The following is a 22,532-nucleotide window of genomic DNA, read 5'->3' on the forward strand; positions in this document are numbered from 1 at the left end:
CAGGACAGGGCCTACAGGGTTCGGGCGAGGAGCGGTCACAGTGCAGCGCTGGCGTGGCTTGGAGGACATCCCCCAGGACTGGGGACGCGGCGTCGTCACCATCGGCTCCTACGACGGGGTCCACCGGGGTCATCAGCTGATCATCGGACGGGCCGTGGCCAAGGCCCGCGAGCTGGGCGTCCCTTCCGTCGTCGTCACCTTCAGCCCGCACCCGAGCGAGGTCGTCCGCCCCGGCAGCCACCCGCCGATCCTGGCCCCCTACGACCGGCGCGCCGAACTGATGGCCGGGCTGGGCGTGGACGCGCTGCTGATCCTGCCGTTCACGGCGGAGTTCTCGCAGCTGTCCCCGGCCGACTTCATCGTGAAGGTGCTCGTCGACAAGCTGCACGCGCTGGCGGTCATCGAGGGACCGAACTTCCGCTTCGGCCACAAGGCCGCCGGAAACGTCGAGTTCCTGCGGCAGCTCGGCGCCACCTACGACTACGAGGTCGAGGTCGTGGACCTGGTGGAGCGCGGCGAGGCGGGCGGCGGCGTGCCGTTCTCCTCCACGCTCGCGCGCAAGCTCGTGGCGCAGGGCGACATGGACGGCGCGGCCGAGATCCTGGGCCGCCCGCACCGGGTCGAGGGCGTCGTGGTGCGCGGTGCGCAGCGCGGGCGCGAGCTCGGCTACCCGACGGCGAACGTGGAGACGCAGCCGCACACCGCGATCCCGGCCGACGGGGTGTACGCGGGCTGGCTGACGGCGGACGGCGAGCGGATGCCGGCGGCGATCTCGGTCGGCACGAACGTGCAGTTCGACGCGACCGAGCGGACCGTGGAGGCGTACGCCATCGACCGGGTCGGGCTGGACCTGTACGGCATGCACGTGTCCATCGACTTCCTCGCCTACGTGCGCGGGATGGCGAAGTTCGAGTCGCTGGACGGGCTGCTGGAGGCCATCGCGGACGACGTGAAGCGCGCGCGGGGCCTGACGGACTCGTACGACGCGGAGCGCTGACGGCCCGGCGGATCGGCGGCCGGACGGCCGGACGGCCTGACCGCCTGACCGCCTGACCGCCTGAGGGTACGAGCGGCTGGACAACGGGCGAGGGCCCGTACCGTCCCGGGGATTCCGGGGGCGGTACGGGCCCTCGTGCGTGTGCCGGCTCCGTCAGCCCAGGCGCGGGTCGCGCGGGGGCCCGCCGGGCTGCGGCTGACCGGGCTGCTGGGGCCAGGCCTGGCCGGGGGTGGGGTACTGCTGCTGCCCGTACGGGGGCTGGGGCTGCGGCTGTTGCGGCTGCTGTTGCTGCTGGCCCCAGTGGTTCGGGGGCGTTTGCTGCTGGGCGCGGATGAAGTCCTCGGCGACCAGGGCGGAGAGGTTGAAGTAGGCCTCGCGCGTCTTGGGCCGGAGCATGTCGAGGTCGACCTCGGCGCCGGCCGCGAGGTGGTCGTCGAACGGGACCACGACGACACCGCGGCAGCGGGTCTCGAAGTGCCGCACGATGTCCTCGACCTTGATCATCTTGGCGGTCTCGCGGACCCCGGAGATCACGGTGAGGGAGCGCGAGACGAGGTCGGCGTAGCCGTGCGCGGAGAGCCAGTCGAGGGTGGTGCTGGCGCTGCTCGCGCCGTCCACCGACGGGGTCGAGATGATGATCAGCTGATCGGCCAGGTCCAGGACCCCGCGCATGGCGGAGTAGAGGAGGCCGGTGCCCGAGTCGGTGAGGATGATCGGGTACTGGCGGCCGAGCGTCTCGATGACGCGGCGGTAGTCCTCGTCATTGAAGGCCGTCGAGACGGCCGGGTCCACGTCGTTGGCGATGATCTCCAGCCCGGAGGGGGCCTGGGAGGTGAACCGGCGGATGTCCATGTACGAGTTCAGGTACGGGATCGCCTGGACCAGGTCCCGGATCGTGGCCCCGGTCTCGCGGCGCACGCGGCGGCCGAGGGTTCCGGCGTCGGGGTTCGCGTCGATGGCCAGGATCTTGTCCTGGCGCTCGGTGGCGAGGGTGGCGCCGAGGGCGGTGGTGGTCGTGGTCTTGCCGACGCCGCCCTTGAGGCTGATGACGGCGATCCGGTAGCAGGACATGACCGGCGTGCGGATCAGCTCCAGCTTGCGGCGCCGTTCCGCTTCGGCCGCCTTGCCGCCGAAGCGGAACAGGCCGCCGCCTCCGGGGGCGTTGTTGCCGCTCTTCGCCTTCTGCTTGCCGCGGAGCAGGCGGTCGGAGGACAGCTCGACGGCGGCGGTGTAGCCGAGGGGGGCGCCGCCGGAGGGCTGGGCGGAGCCGTAGCGGGGGTCCTGACCCTGGGGGCCCTGCGGGCCTTGCGGCCACTGGCCGCTGCGGGGGTCGGCGTACGGGTGCGGCTGCTGTTGCTGCTGTGCGGGCGGGGGGAACCCGTAACCGTCCGGCGTCTGGGGCTGCGGCGTCTGCGGCTGCGGGGTCTGCTGCGCGGGCGGGAATCCGTACCCGGCGTCCGGCGTCCGGGGCTGGGGCTGGGGCTGCTCGGGCGGGAGGATGTCGTAGCCGGCCCGCGGATCGATGGACGGATACAACTCGGCGGGCCGCTGGGGGAGTTCGGCGCCGGAGGCCGGGTCCGATCCGGCGGATCCCTCGAACGTGTTCGTCGCGCGCGGTGTCGGAACGACCGTCCCCGCGGGGGGAGTGGGCGTACGCACGTCAGCGGGCGGCGTGCGGTCGACCGGCGCGGACGCGTACGGGTCGCTCAACGGGCTCCGGTCGGCCGGGGACTCGACGGGCAGGGCGTCGCTCGGATACGGCGCCGGTGCGTACGGCTCGCCGGGGGAGCCCTGTGCGCCCGCGGGCGCGGCGGAACCCGCGGAACCCGAACCGGTCGGGCTCTGCGGGGCCGGCGGCAGGTCGGTGCCCGACGCCGGGATGTGGGGCGGGGCGGCGGTGTCCGAAGTGTCCGGGGAAACAGGGGACGACGCGGCGGCGGTACCCGGGTACGACGGCAGTCCGGAGTCCGGGCCCGGCGTGTGCGGCGGGACGGGGCTGTCCGAGACCGACGGGGTCGACGGGGTCGACGGCCGGGCGGCGTCCGAGGCCGGGCTGCCGGCCTGGGCGGCGCTGTCCGAGGCCGACGGGTATGACGGCTGTGCGGTGTCCGGGACCGGCGGGTGGGGGACGGCAGCGTCCTGGACCGGGGGGTACGGCGGGGCGGAGGTGTCTGCTGCCGGAGCGTACGGGGCGTCCGTGTACGGGGCGTCCGCGGCCGGGGCGTACGGTGCGGCGGTCGCGGAGTCCGGGGTCGGCGCCGTGGATGCGCCGGGGGTGCCTGCGTACGGCATGGCCGGTGCCGGTGCCGGTGCCGGTGCCGGTGCTGGTGCCGGTGCGTCCGACGGGGCCGTGCGCGGAGCCGGTCGGGCGATGCGCATCGTCGGAGGGGTCTCCAGGTCCGACGGCGGCCGGTGGGGCTCGAAACCGCTGCCTTCGGGCAGACCCGGGATCGCGGCGGCCGCCGGATCCGCGCCCTGCGTGTACCAGGCCGGCGTGGTGTAGTCGATGGTGAACTCGCCCGTCAGCTCGGGCTCCGCGTCGGACTGATCGTCCGTCGGGACGTCCCACGTCCCGCCGCGCCTCTCGTTCCGATCGCCGCTCACTGGTCCTCCTGGTCTATCGAACACTGGTCCGGCGTCCCACCGCGCCACGCCGTCGCCCAGCCTAATCGGGTCCCGTAGCCGGTATCCGCCCCCGTCGGCCCGTACCGAGGCCGAACACGGGCCGGTGGCCGCCTCCATCCTGCCCATACGGCCGGGCCCCCGGCCAATCCCCGCCTCCCCGACGTGCCGCGTCACCGCGTCTCGGCCCGGTCTTGATCCGGCGGCCGGGCATGCGCTTTCGCGGCCGGCGGAGGGTGCCTGCCGGTTCCCGCCCGGCGGTGGCCGTCCGCCGGCTCCTGCCCTGCGGCCCCCCATCCGCCCGTACTTCCCGGCGCGGGCTTGTCGGTCGTGCCCGTTCCGGCGCTGTGCGTTCCCGCCTGGTGGTTCGGAGCTTGCGTGCTCGTGGCTGGTTCGTCCCGGGCTTGCTCGGTTCGGTTCGGTTCGGCTGGGCTCCGTTCGGCTCGGCCTGCCGGTGCCCGGTGCGGCGCCGCTCGCCTGGTGCGGGTGGGTCGGCCCTGCGGGGCGAAGTCCCCTACCCACCCTTCCGCCGTTCCCAGGGCTCCGCCCTGACCCGGCCCTCAAACGCCGGACGGGCCGGCGGGGCCCCTGGCTCGTTCGGCTCTGCCTGCCGCTTCCTGCTCCGTCCCTCCTGGGGCTGTCGGATGGGGGCTTGCCTGCTCTTGACCCTTCGCCCCGGCTCGTTCGGATCGGCCCTGCCGGTGTTTGGCCTGCCCGTCCGGGCTCACCGGTTCGGGGGCCGTCGGTTAATGCCACGCCCGTGCCGGTCGTCTGGTTCCAGGCCGGCTCGGTTCCGCCGGTCCGCCGGTTCCCGGTCCGGCGGGTCTCGGCTTGCCCGGCTCGGGCTGCCGGTTCCTGGTGTGCCCTTTCCGGGCCGGTCGGTGGGTGGGTGGCACGCGTGAGCACGCCCCGCCCGTTCCCGGCGCACCACTCCGTGGGACGGCTCCCGCGTGGCCACCCCGGGCCTGACCGCTCCCGATCTCCCTTGACCAGCCTGCTCGGTCCGTCCTGCCGGTTCCCGAGCTCCGGTTCCCGTCCTGCTGGTTCCCGTCTTGCCGGTTCCCGAGCTCCGATTCCCGGGCTGCCGCTCCCGGACAGCGGTTCCCCCGAACTACCGGTCCGTGGAAGCCCTGAGTGACCTGCACGGCCGGACCCACCCAACCGGCGTCCCCGAGACACGATCCCTCGAACCGGTACCTCCCGAGTGTCCACCCCGCGACCCCGGGTCCCCCGTGAGGATGAACCTCGCGGCCCCCCGGCTCGGCAGGCGGGAGCCCAGGCACCCTGTGCCCCGCACCCCCAGCTCGGCCCCGGCCGGGTCCCTCACGCCGGGCTCAGCCCTCGGTCGGGCTCAGCCCTCACGCCGGGCTCAGCCCTCGGTCGGGCTCAGCCCTCACGCCGGGCTCCGCCCTCGGCCGGGGTCAGCCCTCCGCGCGGCTCCGCTCCCGGGCTCCGCCCCCGGCCGGGTCCCGCACGCCCAGCTCCGCCCCGGCTGGGCTCCGCCCTCCAAAGGCTCCGCCCCAGGCCGGCCCCTGCGCCCCCGGCTCCGCCCCGGCAAAGGCTCCGCCCCGGTTCAGTCGATGCGTCGTGCCGGACCCAGCAGGCCCGTCTCCCCGTCCGTCGGCTGCGTCATCACGAACTGCCGGTCCTGCCCGGTGCACCACAGGGTGACCCCGTCGCCCAGCGTCGGCAGGGACTCCGCCGCCGCGGGCAGTCGTAGCAGGCGGCCGAGTTGCTCCGCCTCGTCCGGGGAGACCCGCTGGATGCCGACCAGGGAGGCCTTGCGCACCAGTCGGGGGGCCGTCGGGCTCAGGTACGGGAGCAGGGTCAGGACCGACTGCCAGGGTCCCGCCGCCACCCGGCCCCGCGGCGGCCGCATGCCGCAGTCGCGGATCACCAGGACGGGACTGCCCGCCGACGCGCCCTGCGGCGGCACCCGGCCCACGTCGTGCAGGGTCACGCACGGCTGGCCGCCGCCCGCGGCCTGCGCCAGGCCGGACCACACCTGGGCGCGCCCGGTCTCGACCGTGACCCGCGCGCCCGTGCCGGCCGCCCGCAGGGCCAGGACCTGCGCCGTCCACAGGCCGCCGATCAGCGTGACCTCGTACGGTGTCGGCCGGTTGACGCCGAGGACCGCCGGGCGGCCCGCCGGGTCCACACCGATGACGACCCCGTCGTCCCCGACCGGCAGCGCGAGCGCGTCCAGCTCCGCCGCCCGGACGGCGTGCCGCCCCCGGCGCGGGCCGACCAGCCCGAACCCGCCGCGCACCAGGCGCGAGCCCCTCACCGCGCTCCTCCCAGCGGCAGCGACGCCAGCAGCCCCGGCACCTGTTCCCGGTCCAGCCGTACCAGCCCGGCCTTGATGCCCCGAGCCGTCTGTTCCAGTCCGCGCCGTGCGGTGACCAGTTCCTCGTCGCTGCGCCCGGTGACCCGTACGTGCCCGGTCAGCGTCACCTCGTGGCGCGCGGCCGGGGCCATCGTCAGGCTGAAGTTCGTCGCCAGCGCCGGCAGCGAGGTCAACAGCGCGACGAACTGCGGCAGTCCGGCCCCGCTGCCGCCCAACGGGGGCCAGCGGCCGATCCAGTACGTGGTGTGCCGCCGGTCGTCGCAGCGCCAGGTCCGCGAGGTCTCCTCGGTACGCCGTCCCGTGGCTGCCGACCGCCCCGCCTGGGTGATCGCCATCGGGTTCGCGCACGAGGAGGTGGCCAGCGCGCCCGTCAGCTCCTGCTCCGTGAGCACCGTCGCGCGGAACCCGGCCCCCGCGAGCCTGCTCGCCAACTGGTCCGCGACCCGCACCAGACACCGCTGCGCCCCCGCCAGCCCGCCCCCGCGTGCGGTGACCGCGTCGGGGCACAGCTCCGGATCCAGCTTGAGCGCGATCCAGGTGAGGCGTACGGCCGGGCTTCCGGTCAGGGCCTGGAGCGGGGCGTAGTTGAGTGCGGCCATCGACCGGGCCGGCAGGTGCGGCGCCGGCGCCGGCCGGGTGTGCTGTACGAGCTGCGCCGACTCCAGCCGGATGCCGTCCACTTCGAGGACGTCCCGTACGAGGGACAGCGGAAGCGGCCGCGCCGCCCGGTCGGGCCGCAGCGCGGTGGCATCCGTGTCGACCTGGACCACCGCGGTCAGGAAGGTGCCGTCGCCGATCATCCCGACGGGTCGCCGGTTCCGGTCCCGGCCACGGTCCCGCTCCCGGCCACGGTCCGGCTCGCCGAAGGTGAGCGTCCGCAGCGCCGGAGCGGCCTCGACGAGCGGTGCGAGCCCCGGCTCCGTGCCGGCCGGCACCGCCGTGGCCGCGGCCCGGCGACGGCGTGCGCGCAGGGCCAGCGCGCCGCCGATCCACTCGGGCAGCGAACGCCGGTGTCTGCGTACGACGGCGAGCAGGGCGAGGACCAGGGCGAGCACGCCGGCCGGCGCCAGCAGCAGTGGCTCCACCACCCGGGCCGTCAACAGCGCGGCCGCGGCGATCTGGAGGAGTACGAGTTGTTGCAATCGAAACGGACCGAAACGTCCGGGCCCGGACTTCGGCTGCGGCGTCACTCCGGCGCGCTCGGGTCCGGGCGCCCCGGTCCGCGGCCTCGCGGCGGTGGCCGTCACTCGCGCACCTCACCTTTCCGGGGTTCGTGCCCCTGGCCCCCGGGATCTCCTGATCCGCGCCAACACCCCTGTCGGATCCGGCCTGGAGGGCCTTGAGGGGCTGCCTCACCCTACCCGTGCCGCACCCACCCTCCGCCAAGCGGCATAGTAGGTTCCGGTCGGACGAAAGAGGCCCGGGGACCGTACCCACCGACCGGGCCGTGCGGGAGAATCAGGCGGTCATGGCCTCACGACGTGACGAGCTCAACGCGTACACCTTTGCGAAGCGACGCACGGTGGCCGCGTTCCTTCAGCCCTCCGCGAGCGGCTCCGAGGAGGGCGCTCCGCGACCGCTGCGCGCCGTTCTTCCCGGTGTGATCACCGCGGCGCTCGTCCTCGTGGGCTTCGGCGCCTGGGGGATGCTCAAGCCGACGGCCCCCAGGGGGTGGGACACCCCCGGCGACCACGTCATCGTCGGCAAGGAGTCGACGACCCGCTACGTCGTCCTGACCACCGAGGCCGGCGGCCAGGACCGGACCCGGCTGCACCCGGTGCTGAACCTCGCCTCCGCACGGCTGTTGCTCGACCCGTCCAAGGGCAAGGTGGTCCAGGTCGCGGACAAGGTGCTGGACGCGGGCAAGCTCCCGCGCGGTCCCGTCATCGGCATCCCGTACGCCCCCGACCGGCTGCCCGCCCCGGCGGACGCGGGGACCGCCAAGCGCTGGGCGGTGTGCCAGCAGCCCGGCGGCAACGGCAAGGGCGTGCAGACGGCCGCCTTCGTCCTGGCCGACCGCGAGGCGAAGCTGATGGACGACGGGCGCCGACTCTCCGACTCCCAGGCCCTGTACGTGCGGAGCACCGGCCCGGACAAGGCCCGCTACCTCGTCGACGCGGCGGGCTCGAAGTACAGGTTCCCCGAGGGCACCGCGGACGCGCGCACGATGACCCGCGCCCTCGTCGGCGGCGGCGCCGTCCCGCAGCCGGTCACCGAGGAGTGGCTGGCCACCCTCGGGTCCGGCGACGACCTGGCCTTCCCCGAGCTGCCGGGCGCCAAGGCCGGGACGGCCGCGGGGGTCGAGGGGCTGTCCGGCACGGACGACAGGGTCGGCATGGTCCTGAAGGCCGTGACCGGTTCGGGCGTGCAGCACTACCTGGTTCTGCCCGGCGAGGTCGTCCCCGTCTCCGACTTCGTCGCCTGGCTGATGATCTCCTCGCCCGCGACCGACCGGCTCGACATGTACGGCAAGGCCCACGAGGTGGACCTCCAGTCCGTCAACCCGGACCGCACCTTCTTCAAAGGCGGCGCGAAGAAATGGCCGCAGAGGAAGGCCGACCGGGTCAACGAGGTCGACGCAGGCGCCTCCGCCTCCGCCTCCGCCTCCGCCTCCGCCGCGGACGGGGGCCGCGACACCGTCTGCAGCGTGCTGCGCTCCGTCGACGCCCAGGGCGGCCAGACCCTGAGCACCTGGGCCGGCACCGGATTCCCAGCGGACATCACCGCCGGCGGCACGGGCGCCTACGTCACCCCGGGCACGGGCCTGCTCTACACCCAGGCGCAGGGCCGCCAGACCACCGCGGGCGGCACGCTCTTCCTGGTCACCGACACCGGCCTGCGGTACGCCGTCCAGGCCAACGGCGACAGCGACGCGGCCCGGCCCTCACCCGGACCGAGCGCGAACACCGGCCGGAGCGGGCCGGCCACCGCCGACGGCCGCCCCGCGCCGAGCCAGGCCCAGGACAGGCTCGGATACGCGGAGGTGGTCCCGGTGACGGTGCCGATCGCGTGGTCGGAGTTCCTCTCCAAGGGGCCCCGCCTCGACAGCAACTCCGCCCGCCAGCCCCAGGGTTCGTGATGCGGAGCACGGCGGCCGCGAACACGTCGAAGCCCGCCCTCGCCGCCCTGCTGGCGGCCGCCGCCCTCACCCTGGGCGCCGCGCCGCAGCCCTCGTACCCCCTGCGGCGCGCGGGCGCCGGCGAGTGCAGCTTCCCGATGAAGAAGCAGCTGGAGGACCGGCCCTGGTCGCTCCAGCGGCTGCTGCTCGACGAACTGTGGGCGCAGACCAGGGGCCGTTCCCAGGACGGCAAGAGCGTCCGCGTGGCCGTCATCGACAGCGGCGTCGACCGGGTCAACCCGCAGCTCGGCGGCGCCCTCGACGTCGGGGCCGGCCGCGACTTCCTCGACGCCGGGGGCGACGGCACCGCGGACACCGTCGGGCACGGCACCAAGGTCGCCGGGCTGATCGCGGCCCGCCCGAAGCCCGGTACCGGCTTCGTCGGGCTCGCCCCCGAGGCCACGATCATCCCCATCCGGCAGAACGACGGGCGGGGCGGCGGCGACGCCGGGACCCTGAGCGAGGCCATCGCGCACGCGGTGGCCAAGGGGGCCCAGGTCATCAACATCTCGCAGGACACCGAGGCGGCGATGCCCCGGGACTCCAGGCTCGGGCAGGCCGTCAAGAAGGCCGTGGAGGCCGACGTGGTCGTCATCGCCTCGGCGGGCAACGACGGCCTGACCGGGGAGAAGCGCCCCACCTACCCGGCGGCCTTCCCCGGCGTCCTGGCCGTGGGCTCCTCGGACCGCAACAACGAGCGCGCCCCCTTCTCCCAGCCCGGCGCCTTCATCGGGATCGCGGCGCCCGGGGTCGACATGGTCTCCACCGTCCCCGGCTTCGGCCAATGCGTGGACAACGGCACCAGCTTCTCCGCCCCCTACGTCGCGGGGGTCGCCGCCCTGCTGCGCGCCAAACACCCCCAGTGGACTGCGCAGGAGGTGATCTGGCAGCTCCAGAACACCGCCGAGCGCTCCGTCAACGGCCACGACGACTACGTGGGCTGGGGCGTGGTCGACCCGGTCCGCGCGCTCACCCGGTCCGCCGTGGGCGCCGAGCCCCCCAAGGCCCCCGTACCGGACCCGGGGCCGCCCCGCGCGGCAGCCCCGGAACCGGCCGTGATGCGCGCGAGCGAGACGGCGCGCGAACGCGACGAGCGGATCGGCACGTACGCGCTGGGCATCGGCGGCGTGCTCATCGCCGTGATCGCCGGGACCGCGACGGTGGTCCGGGATGCCAGGAACCGCAGACACCGTCTGCGGTGAACGTTCACGGGTCCACCACCAGACCAAGAGATCCAGACCCCCAGAGATCCAGACCCCAGAGATCCAGACCCCCAGAGATCCAGACCCCAAGAGATGAGGAGCTTCGGATGACCGGCAATTTCGGACTCGCCGACGACCCGGTGAAGCAGGCGCTGAACAAGATCTCGGAGACCGCCGACAGCGTCACCCGGCAGTCCCGGGAGCTGGCGGACATCCTCGCCACCGTCGGCGCGGGCTGGACCGGCGTGGGTGCGTCGGGGTTCGCCTCCGCGCAAACGGTCGTCAACGAGGACCACGACGAGATCCGACGGCTGCTCGGCGTCCTGCACCACGCGGTCGGCCAGACCAAGAACCTGAGCAACGCACAGGACGACGACGTGGTCTCGGCGTTCCAGACGGTCAAGGCCGGCAGCGGCGGGGGCAACACCTCGGCCCTGAACGGGATCTGACCCGCTTTCCCACCCACCTGCCCAGCCCCGTGCGAAGGAGAAGAGCATGACCGCGAACGACGGGCACACCAAGGTCCGGTACGAAAGCCTCCAGGGGATGGCGGACCGCATCCGCATCGTCTCGGACAACATCAAGAAGGACCTCGACGAGATGGGCGCGGCCCTGACGGTCGTCACCGACACCTGGGACGGCGAGGCGCACGCCCAATACGTCGAGCTGCAGCGCAAGTACAACGGCAAGGCCGACCACATGCGCGCTCAGCTGCGCCTCGTCGCGGACCTCATCGAGCGCGGCAAGAACGACTACCGCGCCACCGACGTGAAGGCCTCGCGCCTGTTCACCGAGGCCTACTAGGCCCGCGGCAGCGCGAAGCCCCCGTAGACCGTAGACCGTAGACGGGGAAGCACCGCCGAAGACGACGAAGGGGCGCTCCCGCACCGGGCGCGCCCCTTCGTCCGTCCGCGGGGGCCGTACGGGTTCTAGCGCGGACCCCGGTCGAGATCGAACTCCCCGTCCCTGGCGCCGAGTACGAACGCCTCCCACTCGGCCGCGGTGTAGCGCAGCACCGTGTCCCGGTCCAGCGAGGACCGCATCGCCACCGCCCCCTCGGGCAGCCGGGCGATCTCGACCCGCTCCTCGTCGGGAGAGGTGCCGGGCGGGCCCTCCCACTCGACGGCGCTGATGTCGAGCCCGTACAGCTCGTCCTTCTCCTGCTGAGTGCCCATGCGAGGCCTCTCCTTCGGTGGTGCGATCCCTGCCGATTATCGACGGTGGCCGGCCGCGCGCGGGAGGCTTTCCGGAACCCTCGCAGACCCCCGGCCTCCGCACTCCGGCCGGCGCCCCGCCCTACATCCCCGGCATCCGCCCGATCTGGATCAGCGAGGTCCCGCGCTTGCGCGAGACGAAGGAGGCCCGGCCCGCAGGCATGGGGCGCGGCCGCACGGCGGCGACCAGATCGCCCTCGGACGGATCGCCGGACAGCACCACGCCCTGCGCGCCCAGCTCCTTGATCCGCTGCATGAACGGCTCGTACAGCGCCCGCGAGGCCCCCGCCGAGCTGCGCGCGATGATGAAGCGGACCCCCGTGTCGCGCGCGAACGGCAGGAACTCCACCAGCTGCGCCAGCGGATTGCCCTGGCTCGTGGCCACCAGGTCGAAGTCGTCGATGATGATGAACACGTCCGGGCCCGTCCACCAGCTGCGGTCGCGCAACTGCTGCGGAGTGACGTCCTGCGGGGGCTGCCGGCGGGCGAACACCCCGGCCAGCGCCTCCATGTGCATCTGCAGGGAGCCCGCCATCGGCGCGTACTCCAGCAGGTGTTCCTCCGGCAGCGCGCCGAGCAGGCCGCGCCGGTAGTCGCCGACCACCAGCCGTGCCCGGTCCGGGCCGTAGCGCTCCGCGATCCGCTGCGCGATGAGCCGCAGCAGGTTCGTCTTGCCCGACTCGCTCTCGCCGAACACGAGGAGGAACGGGTCGGTCTCGAAGTCGACGAACACCGGCTCCAGCTCGGTCTCGTCGATGCCGATCGCGATCCCGCGCTCGGGGTGCTCCCCGCCCTTGGGGAGCCGGTCCGCGTGGAGCAGCCGTGGCAGGAGCCGTACGCCGGGGGCCGGCGGGCCCGCCCAGTTCCGCTTCACGGCGTCCACGAAGGCGGCCGTGGCCTCCGAAAGGTCCTGCGCGGCGTGCGAGCCGTCGATCCGCGGCAGCGCCCCCAGGAAGTGCAGCTTCTCCGCGACCTGGCCGCGTCCCGGCATCCCCGTCGGGACGTTCGCCGCGACCTTGCGGTCGAACTCGGAGTCCATGACATCACCGAGGCGCAGCTCCAGCCGCCCGAGGATCTGGTCCTTCAGCGCGGCCCTGACCTCCATGTACCGGGCGGCGGTGATCACCACGTGGATGCCGTATCCCAGTCCGCGGGACGCGATGTCCGTGACGACCTGCTCCAGGGCCTCGTACTCGCCCCGGAAGCCGCCCCAGCCGTCGACGACCAGGAACACGTCGCCCCAGGCTTCCCCGGGCAGCTCGCCCGCGGCCCGCCGGCGCCGGTAGGTGCCGATCGAGTCGATGCCGTTCGCGCGGAAGAACTCCTCGCGCCGGCGCAGCACCCCGGCCACCTCCGCGACCGTGCGCCGCACCCGCTCCGGGTCCAGCCGGGACGCGATCGCGCCCACGTGCGGCAGTTCGGCCAGCGAGGACAGACCGCCCCCGCCGAAGTCCAGCCCGTAGAACTGCACCTCGCGCGGGGTGTGCGTCAGCGCGAACGAGGAGATCAGCGTCCGCATCAGCGTGGACTTGCCCGACTGCGGACCGCCGACCACCATCATGTGGCCCGCCGCACCCGAGAAGTCCCGGTACAGCACCTCGCGCCGCTGCTCGAACGGCTTGTCGATGAGCCCGAGCGGCACGACCAGCCCGCCCGGCCGCGTGTACCCCTCCGCGTGCAGCCCGCGCTCCGCGTTCGGTGCCGGCGCCGGAAGCAGCTGGTCCAGCGGCGGGGCCTGGTCCAGCGGCGGCAGCCACACCTGGTGCGCAGGCACCCCCTGCCCCTCCAGCCGTCCCACGATCACGTCCAGCACGGTGTCCGCCAGTGCGTCGTCGCCCTGCGCGGCCCGCTCGGCCTCCGCCGCCCGCGCCGAGAGGCAGGCAGGGTCCGGAGCCGCGTGGACGACCGGTACCGGCGCCGCCGTGAACAGCACGGGCCGCCGCTCCACCGGGAACGGCCCGACCGACAGGTCCGGCCCGCCCGAGCGGTAGGGGCCCGAGACGTACGCCGCCTTGAAGCGCGTCATCTCGTCCGTACCGCACTTCAGGTAGCCCGAACCGGGCACCGACGGCAGGTGGTAGGCGTCCGGCACGCCGATCGCGGTCCGCGACTCCGCCGCCGAGAAGGTCCGCAGACCGATCCGGTACGACAGGTACGTGTCCAGCCCGCGCAGCTTGCCCTCCTCCAGCCGCTGCGAGGCCAGCAGCAGGTGCACGCCCAGCGACCGGCCGATGCGGCCGATCTGGATGAACATGTCGATGAAGTCCGGCTTCGCGGTGAGCAGTTCGGAGAACTCGTCGATGACCAGCACCAGCGAGGCCAGCGGCTCCAGCGGCGCACCCGCCGCGCGGGCCTTCTCGTAATCGTGGATGTTCGCGTAATTGCCCGCCGAACGCAGCAGCTCCTGCCGGCGCTGCAGCTCGCCGCGGATCGAGTCGCCCATCCGGTCCACGAGCGTCAGGTCGTCCGCCAGGTTGGTGATGACCGCCGCGACGTGCGGCATCCGCCCCATCCCGGTGAAGGTCGCACCGCCCTTGAAGTCCGCGAGTACGAAGTTCAGCGTCTCCGAGGTGTGCGTGACGGCCAGCCCCAGCACCAGCGTGCGCAGCAGCTCCGACTTGCCCGAACCGGTCGCGCCCACGCACAGCCCGTGCGGTCCCATGCCCTCCTGCGCGGCCTCCTTCAGGTCCAGCATCACCGGGGAGCCGTCCTCGCCGACCCCGATCGGGACGCGCAGCCGCTCCCCGGCGGAACGCGGCCGCCAGGTGCGGGCCACGTCCACGCCGGCCGCGTCGCCCAGGTTCAGCAGATCGGTGAAGTCCAGATCGGCCAGCAGCGGCTCGTCCTCGTCCCCGCCGCCCGTCCGCAGCGGCGCCAGCTGCCGGGCCAGCGCCTCGGCCGCGGGCAGCGACAGGGTGTCCGGCAGACCCTCGTACACGATGCCCGCACGCGACTCCAGCCGCAGCCGGCCCGGCCGCACCACGACCGACAGCCCGCCGCGCGCCTCGTCCAGCTCACCCGCCACCACCTCGAGGACGGTGACCCCCTGCAGCCCCTCGGCCGCCGCGAACACCGAGTCCGGCGGCACCAGACCGCCACGGGAACCCGAGTCCAGTACGAGGACCACGTGCGGCTGGTCCAGCACCGGCGAGCCCTCCCGGCTGAACCGGGGCCGCCCCTCCAGCCGGGAACCGAGCAGCCCCTCCAGCTCTGCGAGGTCGTCGCCGAACAGCCGCTTCGTTCCGGCCCCGTCGATCCGACCCGGCACCTGGCTGTGCGGCAGCCACTTCACCCAGTCCCACTCCGCCACCGCGCCCGGCGCCGCCACGACGGCCACCACCAGGTCCTCAGGGGAGTGCAGCGTCGCCAGTTGCGCCACCAGCGCCCGCGCGGAGCCCCGCGCCGACTCGGGCTCCCCGGAGACCGTCACGTGGTAGAACGCCCGCACCGACACCGCGATCGGCAGCCCGTCCAGCGAGGAATGCACCTGCAGGAACCGCTGCATGGCGCCGGCCGCCAGCGGCTCCAGCTCCTCCACCGGCGCCGTGTCCGGAGCGACCAGCGGGGTCGCCAGGCCCTGTGCGCCCAGCCCCAGCCGGGCCTGCCCGAAGTCCGAGTCGCCGACCCGCCGCTCCCACAGCCGCGAACCCTCGGCCACCACCGACCACAACTGCTCCGGAGCCGGGTGCAGATACAGCTGCGCGTCACGCTGGGCCCGCGCCGTCCTCCGTACGCGACGGCGGGTCTGGGACAGGTACGTGAGATAGTCCCGCCGGGCGTCGGCCATGTGCCCTTGCGTACCGCGGCGGTGCCGCACCAACTGCGCCACCAGCATGCCCACCGTCGACACCATCATCAGCACGCCCATGATGCGCATGAACCGAGGGATGCCCGGCAGGAAGAAGAAGACGGCGGACGAGCCCATCCCGAGCATCGGGAGGAGCTGCATCAGCACGCCCTCCTGCTGCCCCCGGGGGAGCTCCGGCGGTGCCTCGAGCCTCAGTTCGCCGGAAGGGACTTCGGGTGGCAGTGCCCGCGGCAGGCGCTTGACGACGATCTGGCTCACCGGAGCATCAATCCCTAGAAAACAGACTGGCGTTCGCACTCAGCACTCTCAAGTCCCGGGTGCGAAGGGGTTCTTCTCCACAGAAGGGTGATGCTACTTGCCGACGGGCATCCGCACTCCCGGTAAGGTTGCGCGCGGCATTGGCATCCGCGAATCGGCCGCGCACCGGCGGGCCGACCACCGCGGCCGGCGCACCCACGAACACCAGCGCACCCACCCACCGCGCGCACCACCCACCACACACACCCACCGGGGGCACCAGGTGAACACCGCCGAGGCGACGGGCTTCCGCAGGGTCACCGTCGTGGCTCCCGACAGCCGCATGGACGTCGCCCTCCCCGAGGGCATCGCCGTCGCCGACATCTACCCCGAGCTGCTGCGCCTCACCGGCCAGACCCAGCCCGTCGGCGCACCCACCGGCTTCCACCTGGTCCTGCGCTCGGGCACCGTCCTCGACGGCGCCCGCACCCTCGCGGCCCAGCAGGTCCTGGACGGCGAAGTGCTGAGCCTGCGCCCCTTCGCCGAGTCCCTGCCGCCCGCCGTCTTCGACGACGTCTCCGACGCCGTCGCCGCCGCCGTGGTGCGGGGCCGCCACCGCTGGAGCGACGACATGCTGCGCGGCGCGGGCCTGACCGGCGCCGCCGTCCTCTTCGCCCTCCTCGGCTTCGTCCTCTGGTACGCCGACCCCGTCCTGCACGACATGCACGGACTCCCCGGCATCATCGCCGGCACCGTCGGCGCGCTCCTCACCGCCGCCGCGGGCGTCCGCGCCCGGGTCTACCGCGACCGCGGCTCCGCCGTGGCCCTCGGCCTCGCCGCCGTACCGCACCTGCTGCTCGCCGGCTCCGGCATCATCGCCCTCGCCGCCGGGCAGGGCCCCGGCCGGCTCCAGTTCCTCCTCGGCTGCGTCTGCGTGCTCGTCGCCTCCGTCGCCCTCGTCGCCCTCACCCCCGACGGCGACGCCCCCTTCGTCGCGGCCACCTTCCTCGCCGCCACCGGGACCCTGGCCACCTTCGCCGCCATCACCGCCGACGCGGGCGCGACCTCCGCCGCGGCCGCCTGCGCCCCCGTCGCCATCGGCCTCGTCGCCTTCCTCCCCGGCCTCTCCGCCGGCTTCGCCCGCCTCCCCATCGGCTACGCCGCCCCGCGGAGCGGCGTAGCCGGGTACGAGACCCCGGACCGCCACGAGAGCGAGCCGTACGGTGAGCGCTCCGCCGCCGACGGGCACGAATCCGGAGCCGCGCTCGACGCCGACGCCATCGCCGCCCGGGCCCGCCGCGGCCACGAGATGCTCCTCGGCCTCGTCGGCGGCTGCGCGGCCGTCACCGTCGGATCCGCCGCCGTCCTCGGCTTCGCGGACGACACCTGGGCCCGGCTCCTGGCCCTGGCCACCGGGCTCGCCATGCTGCTGCGCGCCCGGCTCTTCCGCTACACCGCCCAGGTCGCCTGCGCCCTCGTGGCCGGCTTCGCCGCCCTCTGCCTGCTCGTCCTGGGCCTCGCCGTGCACCCGCCGGACGCCCTGCTCCAGGAGCTCGCCCGGTACGGGGACCACAGCGGCCTGGAGATCCGTACGCTCTCGCTCTCCGCCGCCGTGGCCGCCGGCGCGGCCCTCCTCGCCGGAATTGCATTGGTCATTCCCCGCAAAGGTCTGTCACCCTTCTGGGGGCGGCTGCTCGACCTCACCGAGGCGGCGGTCCTGCTCTGCCTGGTCCCGCTGACCCTGGCCGTGCTGGACGTCTACGCCCGGGCCCGCGCTCTCACCAGCTGAGACGAGGGCCTGCGGCAGCCTGGTACGCTGTGTGACGGCCGCTTGTGTACGCGCCCCCGGAATCATCCGGAGGCTGCGCTCAGCGGACCCCGCCTCCCGAGTTACGGAAGATCCCCAGAGAATTCGACCTGGGGCACTCGGTGGCTATGTAGACCTATTACAAGGAGTACGCGTGCCGCTCGACGCCGCAGTCAAGAAGCAGCTCATCGCAGAGTTTGGTGCCAAGGAGGGCGACACCGGCTCCCCCGAGGTCCAGGTCGCGATGCTGTCCCGCCGCATCTCGGACCTGACCGAGCACCTGAAGGCCCACAAGCACGACCACCACTCCCGTCGTGGTCTGCTGATCCTGGTCGGCCAGCGTCGCCGCCTGCTGCAGTACCTGGCCAAGAAGGACATCCAGCGCTTCCGTACGCTGGTCGAGCGCCTCGGCATCCGCCGCGGTGCGGCCGGCGCCAAGTAAAGACGCTGTGAAGGGAGCGGTTCCCACATTGAGGGGGCCGCTCCCTTTGCTGTACGTGCGCGACGTACCGGACGCTTTGTAGTCTGGAAGCGTCCGCGTCGCGAGACGCGCACAACTGAAGAGGAGGAGCGCCCTCCCTACGCCGCCGGTCCTCGGTAGTGGCATCCGGAAAGCCCGCACGCGGCTTCGCCCGGCTGCTTCGATCGAAGACCGGCCCGCACGCCAGGAGCGCTTCTCCGCAACCGTCCACCACCACACGGGTGGCGGACGGAGACGACGAAAATGGAGAAAACGCTAGTGGAGAACGAGACCCACTACGCCGAGGCCGTCATTGACAACGGTTCCTTCGGCACCCGCACCATCCGCTTCGAGACGGGCCGTCTGGCCCGCCAGGCCGCCGGCTCCGCCGTTGCCTACCTGGACGACGACACGATGGTGCTTTCCGCCACCACCGCGTCGAAGAAGCCCAAGGACCAGCTCGACTTCTTCCCCCTGACGGTGGACGTCGAGGAGCGGCAGTACGCGGCCGGCAAGATCCCCGGCTCCTTCTTCCGCCGCGAGGGCCGCCCCTCCGAGGACGCGATCCTCACCTGTCGCCTGATCGACCGCCCGCTGCGCCCGTCCTTCAAGAAGGGCCTGCGCAACGAGATCCAGGTCGTCGCGACGATCATGGCGCTCAACCCCGACCACCTGTACGACGTCGTGGCGATCAACGCCGCCTCCGCGTCCACCCAGCTGGCCGGCCTGCCCTTCTCCGGCCCGATCGGCGGCGTCCGCGTCGCGCTGATCCGCGGCCAGTGGGTTGCCTTCCCGACGCACACCGAGCTCGAGGACGCCGTCTTCGACATGGTCGTCGCGGGCCGCGTGCTCGAGGACGGCGACGTCGCGATCATGATGGTCGAGGCCGAGGCCACCGAGAAGACCATCGCCCTGGTCAAGGGCGGCGCCGAGGCGCCGACCGAGGAGGTCGTGGCCGCCGGCCTCGACGCCTCGAAGCCCTTCATCAAGGCCCTCTGCAAGGCCCAGGCCGACCTGGCCGCCAAGGCCGCCAAGCCCGAGGGCGAGTTCCCGGTCTTCCTGGACTACCAGGACGACGTCTACGAGGCCCTCTCGGCCGCGGTGAAGGGCGAGCTCTCCCAGGCGCTGACCATCGCGGGCAAGCAGGACCGCGAGGCCGAGCTGGACCGCGTCAAGGAGATCGCCGCCGAGAAGCTCCTCCCGGCCTTCGAAGGCCGCGAGAAGGAGATCTCCGCCGCGTACCGCAGCCTGACCAAGGCCCTGGTCCGCGAGCGCGTCATCAAGGACAAGGTCCGCATCGACGGCCGCGGGATCACGGACATCCGTACCCTCGCCGCCGAGGTCGAGGCCATCCCGCGCGTGCACGGCTCGGCGCTGTTCGAGCGTGGCGAGACCCAGATCCTGGGCGTCACCACCCTCAACATGCTCCGCATGGAGCAGCAGCTGGACACCCTCTCCCCGGTGACCCGCAAGCGCTACATGCACAACTACAACTTCCCGCCGTACTCGGTCGGCGAGACCGGCCGTGTCGGTTCGCCGAAGCGCCGCGAGATCGGCCACGGCGCGCTCGCCGAGCGCGCGATCGTGCCGGTCCTCCCGACGCGCGAGGAGTTCCCCTACGCGATCCGCCAGGTGTCCGAGGCTCTCGGCTCCAACGGCTCGACGTCCATGGGCTCGGTCTGCGCCTCCACCATGTCGCTGCTGAACGCCGGTGTGCCCCTCAAGGCCCCCGTCGCCGGTATCGCCATGGGCCTGATCTCGCAGGAGATCGACGGCAAGACCCACTACGTCGCCCTCACCGACATCCTCGGTGCGGAGGACGCCTTCGGCGACATGGACTTCAAGGTCGCCGGCACCAAGGAGTTCGTCACCGCGCTCCAGCTGGACACCAAGCTCGACGGCATCCCGGCCTCGGTTCTGGCCGCCGCCCTCAAGCAGGCCCGCGACGCCCGCCTCCACATCCTCGACGTGATGATGGAAGCGATCGACACGCCGGACGCCATGTCCCCGTTCGCCCCCCGGATCATCACCGTCAAGATCCCGGTGGACAAGATCGGTGAGGTCATCGGCCCCAAGGGCAAGATGATCAACCAGATCCAGGAGGACACCGGCGCCGAGATCACGATCGAGGACGACGGCACCATCTACATCGGTGCCGCCGACGGTCCGGCCGCCGAGGCCGCCCGCGCCACGATCAACCAGATCGCCAACCCGACCATGCCGGAGGTCGGCGAGCGCTACCTGGGTACGGTCGTCAAGACCACCACCTTCGGTGCCTTCGTCTCCCTCATGCCCGGCAAGGACGGCCTGCTGCACATCTCGCAGATCCGCAAGCTCGCCGGTGGCAAGCGCGTGGAGAACGTCGAGGACGTGCTCGCGGTCGGCACCAAGGTCCAGGTCGAGATCGCCGAGATCGACTCCCGCGGCAAGCTCTCCCTGGTCCCCGTGATCGACGGCGAGGCCGCCGGCGACGACGCTGACAAGGACGACTCCGACAAGTGACGTCGCGTAGTTCCCGTGTGACGGCCCGCCCCTCTTCGGAGGGGCGGGCCGTCGCCCGTACCCAAACACTGCTCAAGGGCGCAGGCGGCATCGGCACCGTCCGTCGCACGGTCCTCCCCGGCGGACTGCGCGTGGTCACCGAGACCCTGCCGTCCGTCCGCTCCGCCACCTTCGGGATCTGGGCGCACGTCGGATCCCGGGACGAGACGCCTTCGCTGAACGGCGCCACGCACTACCTGGAGCACCTCCTCTTCAAGGGCACCGAGAAGCGCAGTGCCCTCGACATCTCCTCCGCGATCGACGCGGTCGGCGGAGAGATGAACGCCTTCACGGCGAAGGAGTACACCTGCTATTACGCGCGGGTGCTCGACACCGACCTGCCGCTGGCCATCGACGTCGTGTGCGACATGCTCACGGGCTCGCTGATCCTCGAATCCGATGTCGTCGCCGAGCGCGGAGTCATCCTCGAAGAGATCGCGATGACCGAGGACGACCCGGGCGACATGGTCCACGACCTGTTCGCCCAGACCATGTACGGGGACACCCCGCTCGGGCGCCCCGTCCTCGGCACCGTCGACACGATCAACGCGCTCACCGCCGACCGGATCCGCCGCTTCTACAAGAAGCACTACGACCCCACCCACCTCGTCGTGGCGGCCGCGGGCAACGTCGACCACAACAAGGTCGTACGCCAGGTCCGCGCGGCCTTCGAGAAGGCCGGTGCCCTGACCCGCACCGACGCCGAACCGGTCGGCCCGCGCTCCGGCACCAAGCGGATCCGCACCTCCGGCCGCGTCGAGCTGGTCAACCGCAAGACCGAGCAGGCCCACGTGGTCCTCGGCATGCCGGCCCTGGCCCGCACCGACGAGCGCCGCTGGGCGCTCGGCGTACTGAACACCGCGCTCGGCGGCGGCATGTCCTCCCGCCTCTTCCAGGAGGTCCGGGAGAAGCGCGGTCTCGCCTACAGCGTGTACTCGTACACCTCGGGCTTCGCCGACACCGGCCTCTTCGGCGTCTACGCCGGCTGCCGCCCCAACCAGGTCCACGACGTCCTGCGGATCTGCCGGGACGAGCTGGACAAGGTCGCCGCCGACGGGCTCACCGACGAGGAGATCCGGCGGGCCGTCGGCCAGCTGTCCGGCTCCACCGTCCTCGGTCTGGAGGACACCGGCGCGATCATGAACCGCATCGGCAAGAGCGAGCTGTGCTGGGGCGACCAGATGTCGGTCGACGACCTGCTGGCCCGGATCGCCTCCGTCACCCCGGACGAAGTGCGCTCGGTCGCGCAGGACGTCCTGGCACAGCGGCCCTCGCTCGCGGTGATCGGCCCGCTGAAGGAGAAGCAGGCGGCCCGTCTCGACGAGGCCGTCGCCTAGCCAGGCATCTCAGGAGCACGTCGCCCGGGCCCCGGGACAGGGCCCGGGCCCGTACGCACTTTAAGGAATGACATGAGCAAGCTGCGCGTGGCAGTTCTCGGCGCCCAGGGCCGCATCGGCTCCGAGGCGGTCAAGGCCGTCGAGGCCGCCGGGGACATGGAACTGGTGGCCGCCCTCGGCCGCGGAGACAAGCTGGAGACGCTGGCCGAAGCCGGCGCCCAGGTCGCGGTCGAGCTGACCACCCCCGCCTCGGTGATGGAGAACCTGGAGTTCCTCGTCCGGCACGGCATCCACGGAGTGGTCGGCACCACCGGCTGGACCGAGGACCGCCTCGCCCGGCTCGACACGTGGCTCGCCGCTTCCCCGGCGACCGGTGTGCTCATCGCCCCGAACTTCTCCATCGGCGCCGTCCTCACCATGAAGTTCGCCGCGCAGGCCGCGCGCTACTTCGAGTCCGTCGAGGTCGTCGAACTGCACCACCCGAACAAGGTCGACGCCCCCTCCGGCACGGCGACCCGTACGGCGCAGCTCATCGCGGCCGCCCGCGCGGAGGCCGGCCTCGGCCCGCAGCCGGATGCCACCGCCACCGCGCTCGACGGCGCGCGCGGCGCGGACGTCGACGGCGTCCCCGTGCACGCGATCCGCCTCCGCGGCCTGCTGGCCCACCAGGAGGTGCTCCTCGGCGGCGAGGGCGAAACCCTGACCATCCGTCACGACTCCCTGCACCACAGCAGCTTCATGCCGGGCATCCTGCTCGGCGCGCGCCGCGTGACGCAGACCCCGGGCCTCACCTTCGGCCTGGAAAACTTCCTCGAACTCGGCTGACGAGCAGGCGGCTGCAC

General features: G+C 73.0%; 14 protein-coding genes and 2 pseudogenes. 10 read left to right on the forward strand and 6 right to left on the reverse strand.

Going from position 1 to position 22,532, the window contains the following annotated elements:
- Positions 1–40 precede the first annotated feature (40 nt).
- On the forward strand, positions 41–997 hold the full coding sequence (locus OG247_RS30625; protein ID WP_327255208.1) for a bifunctional riboflavin kinase/FAD synthetase: 957 nt from the start codon (positions 41–43) through the stop codon (positions 995–997).
- On the opposite strand, the pseudogene OG247_RS30630 reads toward OG247_RS30625, so the two are convergent.
- From OG247_RS30630 to eccE, 4 genes and pseudogenes are all read right to left on the reverse strand, one after another.
- Positions 915–3,376: pseudogene (locus OG247_RS30630) on the reverse strand (AAA family ATPase); the annotation flags it as partial. The gene OG247_RS30625 and the pseudogene OG247_RS30630 overlap by 83 nt on opposite strands.
- Positions 3,377–3,475: 99 nt before the next feature.
- A pseudogene (locus OG247_RS44910) lies at positions 3,476–3,916 on the reverse strand (SCO5717 family growth-regulating ATPase); the annotation flags it as partial.
- A gap of 1,276 nt (positions 3,917–5,192) precedes the next feature.
- Positions 5,193–5,906, reverse strand: coding sequence for a hypothetical protein (locus tag OG247_RS30635; RefSeq protein ID WP_327255210.1), 714 nt, complete (start codon positions 5,904–5,906; stop codon positions 5,193–5,195).
- Positions 5,903–7,213 carry a type VII secretion protein EccE gene (eccE, locus tag OG247_RS30640; RefSeq protein ID WP_327255211.1) on the reverse strand — a complete coding sequence of 437 codons (1,311 nt, stop codon included), beginning with the start codon at positions 7,211–7,213 and terminating at the stop codon, positions 5,903–5,905. Before eccE ends, OG247_RS30635 begins: the two co-directional genes overlap by 4 nt.
- A 221-nt stretch (positions 7,214–7,434) precedes the next feature.
- Here eccE and eccB point away from each other — a divergent pair, with 221 nt between their 5' ends.
- The 4 genes from eccB (at position 7,435) to OG247_RS30660 (ending at position 11,090) form a co-directional block, all read left to right on the forward strand.
- Positions 7,435–9,045 (forward strand): type VII secretion protein EccB, encoded by a 1,611-nt coding sequence (gene eccB / locus OG247_RS30645; RefSeq protein WP_327255212.1) that lies wholly within the window; start codon positions 7,435–7,437, stop codon positions 9,043–9,045.
- On the forward strand, positions 9,045–10,286 hold the full coding sequence (gene mycP / locus OG247_RS30650) for a type VII secretion-associated serine protease mycosin (RefSeq protein WP_327255213.1): 1,242 nt from the start codon (positions 9,045–9,047) through the stop codon (positions 10,284–10,286). Before eccB ends, mycP begins: the two co-directional genes overlap by 1 nt.
- Before the next feature lie 107 nt (positions 10,287–10,393).
- The gene (locus tag OG247_RS30655; RefSeq protein WP_327255214.1) at positions 10,394–10,735 is read left to right on the forward strand and encodes a WXG100 family type VII secretion target; all 342 of its coding nucleotides are present in this window, start codon (positions 10,394–10,396) and stop codon (positions 10,733–10,735) included.
- A gap of 46 nt (positions 10,736–10,781) precedes the next feature.
- Positions 10,782–11,090 carry a WXG100 family type VII secretion target gene (locus OG247_RS30660; RefSeq protein WP_327255215.1) on the forward strand — a complete coding sequence of 103 codons (309 nt, stop codon included), beginning with the start codon at positions 10,782–10,784 and terminating at the stop codon, positions 11,088–11,090.
- Between the two features lie 125 nt (positions 11,091–11,215).
- On the opposite strand, the gene OG247_RS30665 is transcribed toward OG247_RS30660, so the two are convergent.
- Entirely contained in the window at positions 11,216–11,461 is a 246-nt protein-coding gene (locus OG247_RS30665; protein ID WP_327255216.1) for a DUF397 domain-containing protein, read from the reverse strand.
- A gap of 121 nt (positions 11,462–11,582) precedes the next feature.
- Entirely contained in the window at positions 11,583–15,566 is a 3,984-nt protein-coding gene (eccCa, locus tag OG247_RS30670) for a type VII secretion protein EccCa (protein WP_327255217.1), read from the reverse strand.
- Positions 15,567–15,828: 262 nt separating this feature from the next.
- Between eccCa and eccD the strand changes: the two genes are divergently transcribed.
- The 5 genes from eccD to dapB all read left to right on the forward strand — a co-directional run bounded on the left by eccD (position 15,829) and on the right by dapB (position 22,515).
- Positions 15,829–17,334 carry a type VII secretion integral membrane protein EccD gene (gene eccD, locus OG247_RS30675; RefSeq protein WP_327255218.1) on the forward strand — a complete coding sequence of 502 codons (1,506 nt, stop codon included), beginning with the start codon at positions 15,829–15,831 and terminating at the stop codon, positions 17,332–17,334.
- A gap of 172 nt (positions 17,335–17,506) precedes the next feature.
- Positions 17,507–17,794, forward strand: coding sequence for a 30S ribosomal protein S15 (rpsO, locus tag OG247_RS30680; RefSeq protein WP_327255219.1), 288 nt, complete (start codon positions 17,507–17,509; stop codon positions 17,792–17,794).
- 297 nt (positions 17,795–18,091) lie between these two features.
- Entirely contained in the window at positions 18,092–20,314 is a 2,223-nt protein-coding gene (locus OG247_RS30685; RefSeq protein WP_327257697.1) for a polyribonucleotide nucleotidyltransferase, read from the forward strand.
- Positions 20,311–21,690 (forward strand): M16 family metallopeptidase, encoded by a 1,380-nt coding sequence (locus tag OG247_RS30690; RefSeq protein ID WP_327255220.1) that lies wholly within the window; start codon positions 20,311–20,313, stop codon positions 21,688–21,690. Before OG247_RS30685 ends, OG247_RS30690 begins: the two co-directional genes overlap by 4 nt.
- A gap of 72 nt (positions 21,691–21,762) precedes the next feature.
- Entirely contained in the window at positions 21,763–22,515 is a 753-nt protein-coding gene (dapB, locus tag OG247_RS30695) for a 4-hydroxy-tetrahydrodipicolinate reductase (RefSeq protein WP_327255221.1), read from the forward strand.
- The last annotated feature ends 17 nt before the right edge of the window (positions 22,516–22,532 follow it).

The sequence above is a fragment of the Streptomyces sp. NBC_01244 genome (genome assembly GCF_035987325.1).
Classification (GTDB): Bacteria; Actinomycetota; Actinomycetes; order Streptomycetales; family Streptomycetaceae; genus Streptomyces.